Raw genomic sequence first — 17,250 nt, 5'->3', positions numbered from 1 at the left:
GCCGCGGCGGAGCTACATCTATTTCCAGCCAATAGATTCGAAGGTCTCGCGCGTTCTGCCGCGCAACTAACACGACTCTAGAGTGCTCAAGAAGAGGGAACGATGCTGAAGAATGGAGTATGCGCGATAGTGACGGGCTCGGCGTCCGGACTTGGCGCGGCGACCGCGCGTCTCTTAGCCAAAGACGGGGCGCGCATCGTGGTCAACTATTCCAAGAGCCAGAAGGAAGCCGAGGCCACTGCCGAATCCTGCCGAATGGCGGGCGCTGCCGAGGTGATAGTGGTGCAAGGTGATGTCTCCCACGATGAAGATTGCAAGAAGATTGTCGCGGCCGCCACGCCCTGGCGACGGCTCGACGTGCTCATCAACAACGCCGGCACAACAAAGCACGTGCCTCATTACGATCTCGATGGACTCTCGGCAGAGGATTTTCAGCGAATCTATGCCGTCAATACGATCGGACCGTACCAGATGATTCGTGCGTCGCGGTCGCTTCTCAACGCCGGCGCTAAACTGAGTGGACGGGCGGCCGCTGTGGTGAACATCTCCTCGATCGCCGGCATCAACGGCGGCGGCTCTTCGGTCGCGTACGCAGCGAGCAAGGGCGCGCTGAATGCCATGACGCCGCCGCTGGCACGTGCGCTCGCGCCCTTTATACGCGTCAATACCGTTTGTCCCGGCTACATCGATACTCACTGGTTCACCAAATGTCGTGGCGAGGCCGGCGCCCGGCAGGTGCGTGATGCGACGATCGAACGTACACCGCTTAAGGTTGCTTCGACAGCGGACGATATTGCGCTGCTTGTCTGCTTCCTTGCAAGTCCGGCAGCGAGCAACATGACTGGCGAATGCGTGCGCACAGACGCGGGCTTGCACCTAGTGTTGTGAAGACGGAAGATATTCTTGTTCAAGCTGGGCGGCATGCTGGAGTTGAGCCGTTGGACCGGACACTTGGCTGGTTTGAAGCGATTCAATGTACTCCCGCGCGGAGCAGTAGCGCAGCCGGGAATGCGAACCTTCCATACTTCATCCGGTTGTCGATCCGCTTCAGCGCGGTGCTGACGTCAGTCCGACTCACAAACGAACGTAGTCGCGCTTGAAGGTCGCGATGAATGCTTGACAATTCCGGTGCCCTGCGACCGGCGTGAAGCTGGGACCGAGGTTCTTGGCGGGCCAAGCCCGCACTCTCTCCATCCAGGGTTACGACTTTCGAAAGCCAGGCATTTGGAGCGTAAGTAACATTGATTGACTGCAGATTGCCCGCTAGGAATAGTCGGTGCGACAGTCGAGTTCGTGATGTAGGTCGTCGCCAATCCAGCATAGATAAGCCACGATTTGCCTCTGCCGTGCTGCTGAGGTGCGGGGGCGGCTCCCACCGACATTATACCACGCAAATGACACGCGATTCGATCGCGCCAAGTCAAAAGCAAAATCCGCGCTTGGGTGAATAGATCCAATTCAGACCCGCTGACCGAAGCAGAAAAGCACGACAGTGTTCTCCATCGCGCGTCTCATGGCGTCCGATCAATTGACTCGCTTGACGAGCGTGCTGCCAATATTCGTAGGTGCTCATATTTGTACAGTTGCTAATGTCCCCTGGACGCAGTGGCAAGCACACGTGGAGCAACGTTGTGTACGAAGGTGAACTCCACCGTATGGCATTACTTGGCCGAGTTGCGTCGTACCGCGTGACAAGACGGAGCGCTGCGGCAGGTGATGGGCATGGCCGGTTTCGCTTTCACGCCGGCCGATGATGACGTCTGATCCAGTCTGTATGAGCGCGCCTTGCGCAAAGAGGCGACTGGTTACCAAAAAAGCAGATCATCCGGCGGGGCTTTCGCGTGCAACCCGACCAAGGCAGAAATAATGGTTTGTGTGACGGCAAACGTGACGGGCGCGCTCGATCGCGCGATCGCTGCTGGAACCTGATGCAAGCGTGTCGCGGTGCTCTGCACTCCATACGAAAGCGTGACGATGAATGTTGTAGGCGGCTAGACGGGCTCGCCCGAACTTTCGGAAGTGAGACTCGATCGATCCCTACCATCCGTTGTTCGTGCGCACGCAAGGCGTTGTGGCGGTGGATCCGCTCATCGTGCGTGCCAATTCACGACGACAACTGAACTTGTCGTCGCGTTTTATCAACCAGCAGAGGAAGAAGATTATGGAATATACGGCCATCGTTTACGAAGTAGACGACCGCGTTGCGCGGATTATTCTGAACCGGCCAAAGAAAATGAATGCCATCTCGATCAGGCTGCGCAAAGAGTTTCATGATGCGTTAGTGATCGCGGATCGTGATCCGGAAGTTCGCGTGATCGTGGTTAGCGGCGCTGGTGGTCGCGCATTTTCTGCTGGCTTTGACCTCAATGACGAAGATGCCGAAGTGAGGGCCGGCGGTGAGAAGCAAAGAACTATCAACGACTGGAAGAAGATCGTCGATGATTCTTTCGACTTTCTTTATTCTCCTTTCAAGTGTTCCAAGCCGGTGATCGCGATGGTCAATGGCTATTGCTTGGGAGGCGCGATGGATTTCATCTCAATGTGCGATCTTCGTTACTGTTCTGAGAATGCCCGCTTCGGCTTGGTTGAGGTCCGGTTTGGACAACCCGCCTTGATGATGTCGATCCCGTGGGTCATGGGTCAGCGTTGCCGCGAGCTGATGTACACTGGAGATATGTTCGACGCCCAGGAAGCATATAGGCTCGGTCTCATGAATCGTATCTTTCCGAAAGATCAACTTGAGGAAGAAGTCATCCGTATCGCGAAGCGCATCTCGCGCGTCGCTATGCCGACCCTGGTGTGGCATAAGCGCGCACTGAATAACACAATGAACGCTGGAGGGTTCGACTCTGCCTTGCGTTACGGTGCCGACGCCGGGTTGATCATGGAAAACTCCGACTCGGAGTTCAAGGCATACGCGCAGATCCAGCTGAAAGAGGGGACCGCTGCAGCAAATCAGTGGGTGAACTCGATCTTCGCACCTTTCGAGAAGAAAGATTGAGATTATTTAATCGGGTGGAAAGGTGGTCATCGAATTTGCGCTCCACTCAGGAAGACTATCGCGCCTCGTCGTTCTAAGCTTTTGCGGAGACGCTGACCATCATGCCGCGGTCCAAGATCACCGAATCTCTTGCTCGGAGTATGCAGGATTTGTCGGAGGAGCACATTTCAATGGTGGCGAATTTCGATGCGGTGAGAGGCTCCAGTAGTCGTCCGTTCCACGATCGGCGAACGATCCACGGATTCACTTTCAACGGTCGTCTCGATACAGGAGCGGCGGGGCACCGTACTCTCGAGCGCTAGCAGGCCGCTGAAAAAGGTGCTCGCCGCCGACCAGCGACCGTGATTCATTGGCCCCGACGAGATTCGGAGATGATGCGTGCGCGGCGGCGGCAATCGAACGGGCGAGCTGTTCAGCTACGTCGATCTGGAGGCGCGGGTGCGGCGTGACCATCCGCTGCGAGCGATCCGGACGATCGTGAACGAGGCGCTGTCAGCGCTGGAGCGCGAGTTTACCGCGCTCTATTTGCCGATTGGGCGGCCGTCGATCCCGCCGGAGAAGCTGCTGCGGGCGATGCTGTTGCAAGCGTTTTATTCGATCCGCTCGGAGCGGATTTTGATGGAGCGGCTGGAATACGACCTGCTGTTCCGCTGGTTCGTCGGATTTGGCGTCAACGATGCAGCCTGGGATCATTCGGTGTTCGCGAAGAACCGCGACCAATTGCTGGATGGCGACATCGCTGCCAAGCTCCTGGCGACGGTGCTGGCGCAGCCCAAGGTGAAGAAGTTGCCGTCGAGCGATTCACTTCTCGGTCGATGGCACGCTGATCGAGGCCTGGGCCTCGATGAAGAGCGTGAAGCCGAAGGATGGCTCTGGCGAGCCGCGGGCGCAAGGCGGCGGGCGCAATGCCGAAGCGGACTTCCAGGGCCAGAAACGCTCAAACGACACCCATGCTTCGACCACCGATCCGGATGCCAGTCTCTACCGCAAGGGAAAGGGCAAGGAGACGAAGCTGTGCTTCATCGGGCATGGGCTGATGGAGAACCGCCACGGCCTGCTGGTCGACGCCTGCCTGACGCGGGCCGACGGGCATGCCGAACGGGTGGCCGCGCTGCACATGATCGAACCGCGTGCCGACCGGCCGACAGCGATCATGCTTGGCGCCGACAAAGCCTAGGACGCAGAAGACTTCGTCAACGAGCTGCGCTCGATGAACGCGACGCCGCATGTTGCGCAGAACGCCAGCGGCCGCAGCTCTGCGATCGACGGGCGAACGAACACGGCGGCTATGCCGTCAGCCAGCGCATCCGCAAGCGCATCGAGGAGGCATTCGGCTGGATCAAGACGGTCGCCGGGCAAGAGAAGACCCGATTCCGTGGCCGTGAACGCGTCGGAGGGGCCTTTACCTTCGCTGGGGCCGCCTACAATCTGGTGCGGCTGCCCAAGCTGATCGCGGAGGCCGGCTGATGGCCAAGGTGCCCGGCTTCGCCAAGGCCTTTGCTGGCCGCTGGCGCATCGTCGAAATGGACAACTGGGACAGCGACTTCCTCGACCTCGTCGAACAGGCGCATCTCACCTTCAAGGGCAAGTCCGACGGTGAGATTGCCTTGGGTGCGCTGAAGGGCTTCCTCGATGTCCGCTACGGCGCGCGAGACGGTTCGGCCTGCGCGGAGTTCTCATGGGAAGGGCACGATGAGAATGACCGCGCCTGCGGTCGCGGATGGGCGGTGATCGGCACTGCCGGCAGGCTCGTCGGCCACTTCTACATACACGATGGCGATTCAGCCTTCGTTTGCGAACGCGGCTGAGTTCTTCAACAGCCTGCTAGTGTCCCGAGTCCCAAGTTAGCAGTCGTAGATTCGCGGTAGACGAGCGGTGGCGCCACTAAATGCTAATACAGCCCTTTGCGCGGTTCCTCACCAAAGTAGATAGTAGCTCGTTCCTATGCCGATCGCGTAGTTTGATGAGTAATTCCCTGGAGGGAGGCGACGTAGCTCGTAACAATAGCGCAAGGTGCTGCAAGGACGAAGTATGCGGTCTGTCACGCGTTCCATGTTTCCCTGGAAATACTTGCGCGACGCTGCCGCGCATTACATCCGTCGAGCAGTTCGCAGCTGCGCGTCGCAAACGTCCCAATTCACGATCATCGTCGGTAGAGTATGCGATCACCTTCCACCAACTATGTGCATATCGGACGTTCGGCATGGTCCCCCACTAAGTACGCAGGGTCAAAAGTCGCCCTACGCGTCGCCTCAGAGCTGTGACTCACACAAAACGCAAATCCCCACGAATTATCGCCTATTGAGGAGTGCTGCGACAGCGTTCTCGACAGGTTCACATTGAGGCAAATCACTTACCGGAGCATCGGCATGGTTGGAAGGGTAGAGCGATCGACGCAAGTGTTGTCCCATTTGCGCGTCGTCGAAATTGGCAGCTCGGCTGCAACCAGTTATTGCGCGCGGTTGTTTGCCGACTTCGGCGCCGATGTTCAAAAGGTCGAGCCGCCGGCAGGCGATCCACTTCGGCGTAGTGAGCCACTCACGCCAGGCGGCGAGAGCGCATGGTTCGCATTCCTAAGCTTCAACAAGTCAAGCATCATCGTCGACCCGGCCAAGTCTGACGCCGGCACACAAGTGTCGACACTGATCGAGAATTGCGACATTTTAGTCGATGGCCGCGACATTGACCCCGCAGAGTGCCCCTCCATTGATGTCGCGACGATCCGCAAGCGGCACCCAGAGTTGATCCACATCGAAGCAAGCTGGTTCGGCGGCGATGGCCCTTACACAGAATTTGAGGCAACTGATTCGACTGTGCGTGCACTAGCGGGCCTCATCAAGCTAATCGGACCGGCCGAGGGCCCCCCCTTGCACGCACCGGACTTCCAAACGGGCATCTTCGCCGGCCTATGGGGCTTCATTGCCGCCGCTTCTTCAATGGTTGGACTGATGCAGGGCGGAGTAGGGAGGTCTTGGTCGCTCAGTGTTTTCGAGTCAAGCATTACGCTGAGCGAGTATGAAATGTTCCAGGCGTTCCAACGCGGCGACGTGATGCGCCGGATTGGCACTAATCGCTTTTGGTCGGTTTTTCCGTGGGGCATTTACGAAACAAGGAACGAGGTGATCGGAGTCTCCGTGGGGACGCCAGCGCAATGGCGCGCATTCTGCGACATGCTCGGCCTGCCCGAATTGCGTGATGATCCAGCTTTGGTCCTCGGCGAAGATCGTGTGCAGCGGATTGAACAGCTCGAACGACAGTTCATCCCGATCTTCAAGAGGCGCACGGCGCTGGAGTGGCTTGCGGAGGGACTGAAACGCAGAATCCCGATCGTGCCAGTACCCGAAATATTCAATCTCCTCCAGGATACGGAAAAGAAGCGACGGGGCGCGATTGTGCCCGTTCGGATTGGGGAAGAAGAAGCCTTCACAGTGGGCCCGGCTCTGAGGTTAATATTGACGCCGCCGTTGCGCGGGGGGAAGGTTCCAACTCCCGGCGAGCAGCAAGTTTTCGCAAAAATTCCAAGAGGTCGGATCAGTTCAGCGCTCGGAAGCCATAACCGCAGCGATTCCATCCGGCAGCCGTTACAAGGAACTCGCATCGTCGACTTCACCATGGGCTGGGCGGGCCCATTGTGTACCCGCACGCTGGCCGACCTCGGTGCGGACGTCATCAAGATTGAGGCAATACAATACCCTGATTGGTTACGTGGCGTCGACCGGCGGCCGGCCGCCGTCGACGGCCAGATATACGAAATGGCCGCGCCATTCTGCGTCATGAACCGAAATAAGCGGGGTATCACGCTGGATCTCACCCGTCCGCAGGGCGTCTCTCTGGCGAAACGGCTCTTGGCAGGAGCGGACATCATCATCGATAATTACTCAGTCGATGTGCTGCCGAAGTTCGGACTTGGTTACGACGTGATTAGAACATTCAACCCACGAGCTGTGATCATGTCAATGTCCGCATTTGGTACGGACAGCATACATCGAGATTGCCGGGCCTACGGCTCGACTCTCGAGCAGGGCTCTGGCTTGCCGAACGTGATCGGAAGCGCTAACGGGCCACCCGCTATGAGCCACATCGCCTTTGGGGATGCCGTTGGCGGCTTGAACGGTTGTGCTGCGGTGTTAGTTGCATTGATCCACGCGCGCCGTACCGGGCGTGGCCAGTTCATTGATCTCGCGCAGATCGACTGCATGATGCCGTTTGCTGCGCCTTGGATAACCGTTCAGTCTATCGACGGCAAAGCCCCGAGAAGATATGGTAATCGACATCCGCAGTTCGTGCCGCATGGCTGTTTCCGATGTGCGGGCGAGGATAATTGGATTGTGTTAGCGGCGACGAACGAAGGCATGTGGCAGAGGCTTGCATTGCTTATTGGCCGAAGAGACTGGTCCGTGGACGAATCCTTAAAGAATGCGGAAGCGCGCCGTGAGATTGAGGAGGTTATCGAGAGCAACATCGAAGCTTGGACGCTGAATCGTGATCCCGATCAGGCTATGTCCGAATTGCAGGGCTCAAGGATTGCTGCTGGTGTGGCCCGCCTGCCAATTGACCTGCTCAGCGATCGGCATCTCAAGTCGCGGGCATTTCTGCAGGACGTGGAACGTGCTTTCATAGGTTGGCATCCGCAGCCCTCGATGCCGATCCGCGAGGGCGAACGTCCCTATGCGATCCACACAGTGGCGCCGACGCTAGGTCAACACTCCCGAGAGATCCTGTCAAAGCTTCTCGACGTCTCCGATGCCGAGATAGCGAAATTGGAGAGGGAGGGCATCATTGGCACGGTGATGCTTTCGGAAGAGGAGCTCGCAAAGACGAAAAAGGCGCGTTCAAGCCGATAATGAGCTATGCAGCAAGCTGGGGACAACACGCATGAGATAGATCGTCGGCGTCTCGATATGGATCACGAGGTGACAAGGAGCGACGTGCCGGAATGAGAATATTACATTAGGACGGTCCCGACTCAGCCGCGCACGACGATGATTCAACAGCCGATGGCGCGCGCACTGGTGCGCGGCACCTGCCGATATAGTCTTCGAGGTCGAAGCAGTTCTTGTCGGGTTGGAGACCAAGCTTGCCGACCGGGCGCGCGCGGCATTGTTGGATTTCCGCGCGACCATTCAGACCGGGGTGGCCCCGTCTGGATAGCGGCCGCCGAGAGTCGCGACGGTGGCGCTTTGGGCCGGCGATGGCGGATAGGATAAGCTTCGGCTCGGGCGAGCCGCCGCGCTGTTGCTTTGAACGCTGTGGTTTCAAGGCAGACCGGCATGGGCGCAATCGTCTTCAGGACCAGCCGGCTTCAGGATCCACCTGTCGAATAGCCAGCACAATATACCTCACCAGAGCTGGTAGTGTCTCGATCCTCGTTGATAAGGTATCAGCTAATTGCTGAAGTTATCTAATCACGATGCGATAAGAAGCAAAAGTGGGAGTGCCATCGATCCGTTGAATGTCTCATTCTATACACGAGTCTGAATGAGAAATGATGTGTGCAACATGGCACTCTGCGTTCTCGCCCGCGAGATGTCCAATGCAAGATACACCTGCTGGTGGAATTGTCTAGTTTTCTGAACTTCAAGGCACAATGATGATTACTCCAAAATTGAGCCAGCTCCACCTGCAAGAGCGGGTCGCAAATGTGATGCGCAGAATCGAGACGCTGGAATCCGCATATGAGACGATCACCATAGGTCAGCTGGTCTCAAGTATGGCAAGAAAGCACGGTTCGACCGTTGCAATTGACGTTTTCGATCGCGGCCAGCGCGCGACCTACTCCGAGCTGGAAAAACTGTCTAATAAATACGCGCAAGCTTTGCGTGCATTCGGCGTACGAAAGGGTGAACGCATTGGGGTGATGCTGCCTAATCGGATCGAATTCCCAATCCTGTGGTTCGCAATTGCGAAGATCGGTGCGGTAATGGTCCCGATCAACATGCGCTACACTCCTAGGGAGATAAAATACGTTCTCAGCGATTCAGAGGCAAAGCTCGTCGTTGTCGACGAATCCGCATGGTCATTGTTAAGAGCGATGAAAGTCTGCCCACAAGATATTGCAATCGAGCAGGCCATTGTTGTGGGGCAGCCTTCGGATGGGAAAGACAACACCCTCGAAAAATTGCTCAAAGGCGTGGACGACACTTTCGTCACGGAGGATATCCGTCCAGACGACCTGTTGAGCATTCAATATACCTCGGGGACAACGGGCTTTCCCAAGGGCTGCATGTTGAGCCACGACTACTGGGGCGTGTTCTCGTATCAGGCGGCGAGTTGGGACGACCAGCCGTACAAGAGATACCTCTCTGCGCAGCCTTTCTTCTATGTCGATGGACCATGGCATCTTCTACAGTCGTATCGACATGGTGGCACGCACTACCTAGGTCCGCAACTCAGCTCGACTCGCTTCATCAGCTGGCTCAAGCAGCACCGCATCGAGTGGTGCCAGTGTCCCGAGCTGATAGCGCGCCAGGCAGAGGCCGCCAACGAAGAGCCGACGACATGCCTGAAGCAGATCCTGAATTGGGGCTGGGGAGCTGATACCGTACGCCAGTTCCGAAAACGGTTTCAAGTGCGCACCCAGGAGGCTTATGGGATGACTGAAATCGGGTTCGGCACCCGGATGGCGAATGACTTTGACGAGCTGGCCGACTCGGGCTCTGTGGGAATTCGCGCACCTTTTCGGGAACTCAGGCTGGCAAAAGAGGATGGCAGCCCCACGCCGCTGGGCGAGGTAGGTGAGCTGTGGGTGAGAGGGCGCGGAGTTTTCAAGGGATATTGGAAGAAGCCGGACGCAAATGCTGCCTCGTTTGATGGCGGCTGGTTCAAGACCGGCGATCTGATGCGTCGCGACGAACTCGGCTTCCATTGGCTGATGGGGCGCACAAAGGATATGATCCGCCGTTCGAGCGAGAATATCGCTGCACGAGAGGTGGAGGCAGTGATCCGCGAGATTCCGGAGATTTCAGATGTAGCCGCTGTGCCAGTACGCGATGTGAAGCGCGGCGAAGAGGTGAAGATTTACGTCGAGCTAAGGGAAGGCATTACGCCGGACGATCTCACCGTCCAGCGCATTCTAGCGCATGCTCGCACGCGCCTGGCCGTATTCAAGGTGCCGCGGTACATTGGGTTCATTTCTGCGCTTCCTAGAACCACTTCCAGCAACAAGGTACTCAAACGCGAGCTGATGGCAGTCAGCGATCCGCTTGCGGGCGCTTACGACGCCGAGGAGAAGCGCTGGCGCTAGCGGCAACTCCTCCCCGAAGTGAGGAAGTGTACCTGCTTGTTCGGTACGGAAGGCGACCCCAGGCACTAACCGGCCCTCTCGACAATCCAATATTGAAATCAGTGGGTCGCGAAGAATACCGCGACTAACGTCTCCACCGATCTCCTCGTGATTGGATCCTGGGCTGCTCGAATCGACAGCGTACTTGATGGTTCGTCGAGTGAGAAGCGTATGTTGACGAATACTGCACTCTAGACCGAGCCGCAGCATTGGATCTGCATAAGCTACTCACCATCGGGATGAGTCATAAGCAGTATCGGTCCAGGATACGAGGGCTGCGGCAGTCTGTCCTCGATGCGGGCTATCTACGTTAACCGCCTGGACCGCCGGCTGAGGATTTGGCCGCAAGAACGCCTCGGATCGGAAGAGATCAAGTTGCGAATGATGGCCGATATGGTCACGGAATACTCTGGCGACTTCGTGTAGATCCGAAGCATCGAATAGTAGCCCACGCGTGTGTGCGTTCTCGCCTGTCGCTCTGTGTGCTCGCACATCCGAGACAACTGGCCCGAGGGTTCATCGCGCTGGTGCTCAGAAGGCGTCATCCTGAGGCCGGCCATGACGGGTTGCGGTGGCGCAGATCTGCCGTAAGGCCGGCATTTCAATTGGAGGAAGAAGTACAAACCTCGCAACGGACATGCGCCGGCTGAAGCAGCTCGATGGGGAGAACGCCACCCTGAAGAAGCTGTAGCGGACCTGCCGCTCCACAAGGAGATGCTACATGACGTGATCCCCCGAAAGCTATGAACCTGATCGGCATGACAAGCCGGTCGACGGATCCGCAGCGAAAGGCGGGTCTCGAGTAAGGCTTGTAGCGCTCTCGAGCTCGACCGATCGATTTATCTACACTAGAAGCCCCATCGCTCCGGCCAGGCTGCCCGTTCGGCACCACCGCGTTCACTCCTGCTTGGTCGTGAAGGCTGGCGGCCATCGCCAGCACACGACGCTGCACATTTACCGCAAGTGGGCCTGCAATTACGCAACAAGATCCCAAACGCCAGGTCAAAATCAAGCTGCGCGATTGACCTTAGGCCGGCCACACGATCTAGTGAGGACACTTGGTTGAGCGGATTTTGTTCGCGATCAGTTGGCGACGGGACACAAGCTTCCTGCGCTATGATCGATAGTTTCTCACGCTTCTCGCCGGCATTGGCGCCATTGTTCACCTTCGGCGGCCGCGACTTCGTGGCGATACTGGAAAGGGCGTGCAAGGAAGTGGGATTCTCGGCGACGATCCGCGTCCATCAACGCAGCGAGTTTCTTTGAGCTATGGGCTGCCAGCGCGCCACGCTGGATGATTACGGCCCGCAAGGCAACCGACAATGCGTTCATCGAGGCCCTCACTGGTCACTTCCCGGCCGAATGTCTCAACAGTCACTGGTTCCTCAGCCTTACGGATGCCGAGGCACAAGTGGAGACTTGGCGCAGATACTGTAACGAAGAGCGGCCGATCGGGCGATCGGCAATAGAGAGCCTATTGGCCGTAAAACCACGGCTGCGCATCCAGCCGCCCAGGTGCCCCGGCTTTGCCGTACCTGACGCCCTACAGCCGATGGCCACCTGATCGAGAATGCCTCCTCCATGCTTCACGCTTACTAAATGGCCTATTTGATTTGGTAGCTGACTAAGGGAGCAGTCGCTGGTTTAGTTCGCTGAATAAGAGATTGATCGCTCGGTCAATGCCGTTAAAGCCGGCGGGTACAGCTAAGAGTCCGGCGGCATACTTCGAGTAGAAAAAATGGAGAACGACGATGCGCTTGCTGCCTCGGACGTTAGTCGCCCGTCTGAACAGTTCCGGATCGCCGAGCCTTACTTCAATGGAGTCCTTCCAACTGATCTCATCGGCCCTCATGAACTTTCCACGATGAGACGCTCCATTGCTGATGGCAAAAACCCACTTCGGCAATTAATGGATTTTGTGCATTCTTCCTACCTGGGCCTCGATAGTCATCCGGCGATCGTCTCTGGGGCGATCGCCGCGATCCAGGCGCAGCCATCTCTGAATCTGTCTATCGCCGGAAAGCAACAGAAATTCAATCTTCTGAGAGAACTTGAAGAATCTTTATCTGGGATCTTCCGGGCACGCGTGCTTGCCTTCTCAAGCATGATGCTCGTTGATCTGATCGCGATGTCGGTGCTCACTTCGGGGCAATTAACGGGCGGCAGTAAGCCGGTCCTAGTGTTTGATAGCTTTGCACGTCTGTCGCTAACCTGTCAGAAGCTTATGGCCCATGACACGCGGGTGAAAACAATTGTCCACAACGACATCGGCGCTCTCGAACGTTTATGTCGCAAAAATCCGGCAGTCGCCTATGTGTGCGACGGTGTTTACTGGATGGGAGGCTATTCGCCGATCCAGGAATTGCGTCAGCTTCAGGAACGTTATGGGCTCTTTCTCTATATCGACGATGCTCACGGTATCTCGACCTTCGGGAACCAAGGCGAAGGATACGCTCGATCTCAATTTCCTCACGTGCTCGGTGACCGTACGATCATAACAGGATCATTGGCCAATGGATTCGGCGCATCAGGCGGAATATTGATGGTTGGGACAGCCGACCATGAAGCGCTGTTTCGGCAACATTCGGTTCACGATCCGTGTTCGGATCCGCACAATGTAGCGGCGCTTGGCGCGGCGCTTGGGTCGTGCAAAGTCCATCGCTCTGCAGAGCTCAGGCAGCGACAGGCGCAACTGGCGCAACGCATCGATCTGTTTGATCGCCGTATCGCAACTGCGGGGAAAGGTAATTCACTTCCGATCAGAACGATTATTGTTGGCTCGGAGATCAATGCGTCTGCAATCGCAAGAGGACTTTTCGATAGTGGCTTCTATACTCTGGTCACGTTCTTCCCGACCGTTGGGAAAAGAGCGGTCGGGATTCGGGTGTGCATTACAGCGGAGCATAAGGAGGGCGACATAGAGGGGTTGTGCGACTGCTTCTTGGAACAATTCGCTGAACGAACCGGAAAGCCCTATCCTCTGAGGTGATGTGACACGTGTGCAGACGGAGTTGGAGCTGTCCCGCAAGTCCCGCTGCTGTTTGATGTGGAGGAGAAGTGCGCTACACACTTGAGGCGGAGATCCGCTCTCGCTTGCCACTCCCGCGAAGTCGAAGATCGCTTCCTTTGAAAGGCGTTCACGGTGGCTTCTATGGGTCCATCATTGGTGGTCCGGGTCACTCCGAGCGTTGGATCGTCTGGTAAGTCTTTCAGCAGCTGTGCGAGTGCTCCATCGCTGTTGACCCGACAAGACAGGGGCAACCGTTCGTCGCAACACTTTGTGTATCGGTCACGCGCAGCAGTTTGTCGAGAGCTTCTGGCGGTGTTCTCCAGACTGCAGTGCTCGGGCAAAGTCAAGATCGCCCGGTAGTGGCGGCCTCGGCACCATACCTAGCGAGTGGTGGTCCGTTCTTCACGCGAGCCTTCGTGGCCATGACACGTCATTGGCGGCAGGCACAGCAGCACGGTGAAACGTGTCGTGCGTTCCAACAAGGTGCCGATCGGGGGACTTCCAGGACGATCGCCTTCCCGGCGGCCTAGCACGGCTCGATCGGCGATCTCCGCCGGACGTTGGGCTGATCATGATCTACGAAGGAACAAAGCTCCTACCTTTACGTGTACGCGCCATCGGTATCCGCAGCACCCGCCCGGTGCGCAAGCAGGCCGTCAATTCGCGGCGCAAAGCCCCTCGACCTTGCACCTAAAGTGCCGGGTAGATCGCCTCGTGACTAATGCACATCGTCTCATCCTCGGAAAAGTCGAGCCGAAAACGGCGAGAAATCTGTTCCGGGCTCCACACGCCCAGCGTCGGTCGATGCACGGCGCCCTTTCCACACGACCTTCGGGCCGACGAGGGGCGCTCCGTCCGGGGTAGCGATCCTGCCGGCAAGGCAGTCTTGCACATAGTCTCGCAGAATCGGATTAATACCAACTTCGCCGGCTTTGGCCGTCGGGAGGACCGATCAGCGTGCCATTGGGCCGTGGTCACTCCGTACTCTGGAGCGCCATTGCGGCGCGCCACGTTGCGCCGGGTTTACGGGAGATTGATGCGACGGAAAGAGAATCTATCGAGCTGAACCTGTGACCTCAGGACGCACTTGCGTCAGGGCATCAAGGCCAGGGGCATACTCGCCTTTCATGCCCAACAACCCCTCACGCGCCCCCAAATTCCCGCTCGACAAGCATTCCCACCGCCATCTTGTCGAATGCTGCTTCTCAAAGGTCAATAACTCCGCCGTGTCGCAACCCGCTTGTGCTCTGAGACAACCGCACGAACGATAACTGGAGCCGGTGTTGCACCGCACCCGGCCGGCGCACCGCTAAAACGAAGATGATGTCGCGCAGGTCGGCGGCGACGCCGCCAAAAGGAGCGTCATCGTCAAGCAATGTTGGACGGTGCCATGGCGGTGTCCGCTTCACTGCCAACGCGTCAGAATTCCGCCTACCGTGCTCTTATTCCGACAACAAGCTGTTACCTGCACGCGTTTACCTCGCCAAGGCGCAACGCATACCGCGGGTGGCACGACGATTGCTGGGATGAGAACGGTCGCCGTAGGCTTCTGGCGCACCATCAGGGAGCAGTCTATGGCAGCCTCTCAAACTTGCGCTGATCAACGGTCGGACGCTACTTAAGCTCGAATACCGGCGAACATGACGAGGTGAAGTTTAGAAGGAGAAGTTGAGATGATTTCTGAGGTGTTCATCACATGCGCGGTCACGGGCGGTGGCAACGGGGTGGCGCGTAGCCCACATGTCCCGGTAACTCCCGAGCAGATAGCGAACTCGGCCATCGAGGCGGCGAGAGCGGGGGCCGCAGTGGTGCACATCCACGTCCGTGATGGTGCTACTCGGCGGGGCTCGCGGGATCCGGCGCTATATCGAGAGGTGGTGAGGCGTATTCGGAGTTCTCATCTGAGCCCGGTAATTAACCTGACTGCGGGCATGGGCGGCGACCTCGTGCTGGGCGGGGCTAACTCCCCCTTGCCGATGGACCCTTCGACCGACCTGGTAGGTGCGCTGGAGCGGCTGGTGCACGTGGAAGAGTTGCGTCCAGAGATATGCACGCTTGACTGCGGGACGATGTGCTTTGCTACTCGCAGTGAGTACATGATGGTCAACACCCCTGAGATTTTGCGAGCGATGGCTGCGCGCGTGCGGGAGCTCGGGGTGCGTCCTGAGCTTGAGGTGTTCGATACCGGACAGCTTGTATTTGTGCACGAGTTGATCCAGGAGAAGCTGGTTGAAGATCCGACGTTGATCCAGCTGTGCATGGGGATTCCCTATGGTGCGCCGAATGATCCAAGCACGTTGCTGGCGCTCGTGCAGCAGCTTCCGCCGCGCTCGGTCTATTCGGCCTTCTCGATTGGACGGATGCAGCTTCCATACGTGGCGCTAGCGCCGTTAGTGGGCGCGAACGTACGGGTAGGGCTAGAGGACAATCTCTATCTCTCCCGGGGGCAGTTGGCGACCAACGCCCAACTCGTCGAACGGGCGGTACAGATTCTCGAGAGAATCGGAGTGCGAGTGATGTGCTCGGACGAGGTGCGCGAGAAGCTCGCGCTCAAAGTTTGCGCCTAAATCCGCAAATCGAAGGGCAGAGGTTAAAATTCCATGGCAGAGGGTTCAATATCCGGATTAAACAGGCCACCGCGCGCGGTCGGGGTGTTGGGCGGCGGCGTTATCGGAGGCGGCTGGGCAGCAAGGTTTATCCTCAACGGAGTCGATGTGCGGCTGTATGGGCCCTCGGCGCGAGCTGTCGAGCGCGTGGAGAAGATCCTTCTCAAGGCACGAAGAGCATATCGGCGCCTCACGGAGGCGCCGCTGCCGGTGGAAGGATCGCTGATGGTGGTGGAATCGGTTGCGGACGCCGTGCGCGACGTGGAGCTCGTCCAGGAGTCGGCCCCCGAGCGCTTGGAACTCAAGCAGCAACTGCTCGGGGCAGCGAGCCGCGCGGCTGCGCCAGAAACCCTGATCTGCTCATCGACGTCTGGGCTTGGACCGTCGTTGCTGCAGGCGGAGATGGATCACCCCGAGCGCCTGCTCGTTGCGCACCCGTTCAACCCCGCTTATCTGATGCCGTTAGTTGAACTGTGCGCAGGACGGCGCACTATGCCCGAAACACTGGTTCGGGCGGCGGCGATCTACCGCACGGTGGGAATGCACCCGCTCGTCGTTCGCAAAGAGGTGGACGGGTTTATCGCAAACCGGTTGCAGGAGGCCATGTGGCGCGAGGCGCTGTGGTTAGTCCACGACGGTGTAGCCACTGTACAGGAGGTTGATGACGCCGTCCGTTATTCCTTCGGCTTGCGAAGGGCCGTCCTCGGGCCCTTTCGGATCGGCGGTGGCGCTGCCGGCATGCGTCGCTACATGGAGCAATGGGGGCCTATGCTGAAGTGTCCGTGGACAAAGCTCACAGACGTGCCCGAGGTCACTGATGCCTTCCTTGACAAGCTCGCCGAGCAATCAGAGTCGCAGGCAAGGATGGAGAACCTAACCTTCGCTGAACTCGAAGAGAAGCGCGACGACTGCCTCGTGTCCGTGCTCCAGGCGTTGCGGGCTCAACGCTACGGCGCCGGCGAGACGCTCGCGCATTGGGAACAGGGGCTGCGGGACCGCGCTCTGCCAGCTCAGTAATCGCCCTGGTCGCTGCAAATGCCCAACTGAGAGTTGACCTGTGAATGGCTGGACCACTACCCGCCATCGAAAGGGGCAGTAGCCGGCGGATACCCTGTTCCATTATGTGGGCGTCGAGGGCCGACACCTCTGAAAGAGCGGCCAGTCGCGACAGAGTTGACAACGTATCTGTTCGAGTTGCGAAGCTGCATAGACAGGACAATGTTGAGCTGTCTGCGCATATTTTCCGAGACAGGTTCTCGGTCGTGTCCCAACTGATGGTGTAGCTCGGTAGAGCAAAGCCGCCTGCACGCGCGCCCCCAAACAGCGCCGTAGCGGGCGGGCGGCTTTGCGG

At 58.1% G+C, this 17,250-nt stretch carries 10 protein-coding genes and 3 pseudogenes; 11 read left to right on the top strand and 2 right to left on the bottom strand.

All coding sequences use genetic code 11. The features are described 5' to 3' along the window. Positions 1-102: 102 nt before the first annotated feature. The 6 genes and pseudogenes from XH84_RS33375 to XH84_RS33350 all read left to right on the top strand — a co-directional run bounded on the left by XH84_RS33375 (position 103) and on the right by XH84_RS33350 (position 10,244). The gene (locus tag XH84_RS33375) at positions 103-888 is read left to right on the top strand and encodes an SDR family NAD(P)-dependent oxidoreductase (RefSeq protein WP_128948600.1); all 786 of its coding nucleotides are present in this window, start codon (positions 103-105) and stop codon (positions 886-888) included. Positions 889-2,077: 1,189 nt separating this feature from the next. Next, positions 2,078-3,001: an enoyl-CoA hydratase/isomerase family protein gene (locus XH84_RS33370; protein ID WP_128948599.1), complete on the top strand. Its 924-nt coding sequence runs from the start codon at positions 2,078-2,080 to the stop codon at positions 2,999-3,001. 378 nt (positions 3,002-3,379) lie between these two features. Continuing rightward, positions 3,380-4,468 (top strand): annotated as a pseudogene (locus XH84_RS33365) (IS5 family transposase). After that, positions 4,468-4,809, top strand: a complete 342-nt coding sequence (locus tag XH84_RS33360; protein ID WP_128948598.1) for a hypothetical protein — start codon at positions 4,468-4,470, stop codon at positions 4,807-4,809. Before XH84_RS33365 ends, XH84_RS33360 begins: the two are co-directional and overlap by 1 nt. 561 nt (positions 4,810-5,370) lie before the next feature. Next, a complete protein-coding gene (locus XH84_RS33355) occupies positions 5,371-7,845 on the top strand; it encodes a CaiB/BaiF CoA-transferase family protein (RefSeq protein ID WP_128948597.1) in 2,475 nt (824 codons plus the stop codon). A 743-nt stretch (positions 7,846-8,588) separates the two neighbouring features. Continuing rightward, complete coding sequence (locus XH84_RS33350; RefSeq protein WP_245471945.1) at positions 8,589-10,244, top strand: class I adenylate-forming enzyme family protein; 1,656 nt, start codon at positions 8,589-8,591, stop codon at positions 10,242-10,244. A gap of 1,170 nt (positions 10,245-11,414) precedes the next feature. Here XH84_RS33350 and XH84_RS40210 read toward each other — a convergent pair. Further along, positions 11,415-11,615 (bottom strand): hypothetical protein, encoded by a 201-nt coding sequence (locus XH84_RS40210; protein ID WP_164937416.1) that lies wholly within the window; start codon positions 11,613-11,615, stop codon positions 11,415-11,417. On the opposite strand from XH84_RS40210, the gene XH84_RS41975 reads away from it, so the two are divergent. Both XH84_RS41975 and XH84_RS33340 read left to right on the top strand, forming a co-directional pair. Further along, a complete protein-coding gene (locus XH84_RS41975; protein ID WP_128948596.1) occupies positions 11,578-11,847 on the top strand; it encodes an integrase core domain-containing protein in 270 nt (89 codons plus the stop codon). The genes XH84_RS40210 and XH84_RS41975 overlap by 38 nt on opposite strands. 174 nt (positions 11,848-12,021) lie before the next feature. After that, a complete protein-coding gene (locus XH84_RS33340; RefSeq protein ID WP_128948595.1) occupies positions 12,022-13,272 on the top strand; it encodes an aminotransferase class I/II-fold pyridoxal phosphate-dependent enzyme in 1,251 nt (416 codons plus the stop codon). A 385-nt stretch (positions 13,273-13,657) separates the two neighbouring features. On the opposite strand, the pseudogene XH84_RS41145 reads toward XH84_RS33340, so the two are convergent. Beyond that, positions 13,658-14,313, bottom strand: a pseudogene (locus tag XH84_RS41145) (transposase); the annotation flags it as partial. 64 nt (positions 14,314-14,377) lie between these two features. Between XH84_RS41145 and XH84_RS41140 the strand changes: the two are divergent. From XH84_RS41140 to XH84_RS33325, 3 genes and pseudogenes are all read left to right on the top strand, one after another. Beyond that, positions 14,378-14,617: pseudogene (locus tag XH84_RS41140) on the top strand (hypothetical protein); the annotation flags it as partial. 349 nt (positions 14,618-14,966) lie between these two features. Continuing rightward, entirely contained in the window at positions 14,967-15,860 is an 894-nt protein-coding gene (locus XH84_RS33330; protein WP_128948594.1) for a beta-keto acid cleavage family enzyme, read from the top strand. 33 nt (positions 15,861-15,893) lie between these two features. Further along, positions 15,894-16,916, top strand: a complete 1,023-nt coding sequence (locus tag XH84_RS33325) for a 3-hydroxyacyl-CoA dehydrogenase NAD-binding domain-containing protein (RefSeq protein ID WP_128948593.1) — start codon at positions 15,894-15,896, stop codon at positions 16,914-16,916. Positions 16,917-17,250 lie beyond the last annotated feature (334 nt).

The sequence above is a fragment of the Bradyrhizobium nanningense genome (assembly GCF_004114535.1).
GTDB lineage: Bacteria > Pseudomonadota > Alphaproteobacteria > Rhizobiales > Xanthobacteraceae > Bradyrhizobium > Bradyrhizobium nanningense.
Note: the sequence above shows the minus strand (reverse complement) of the source record. Positions and strands in the feature narration are given on the sequence as shown.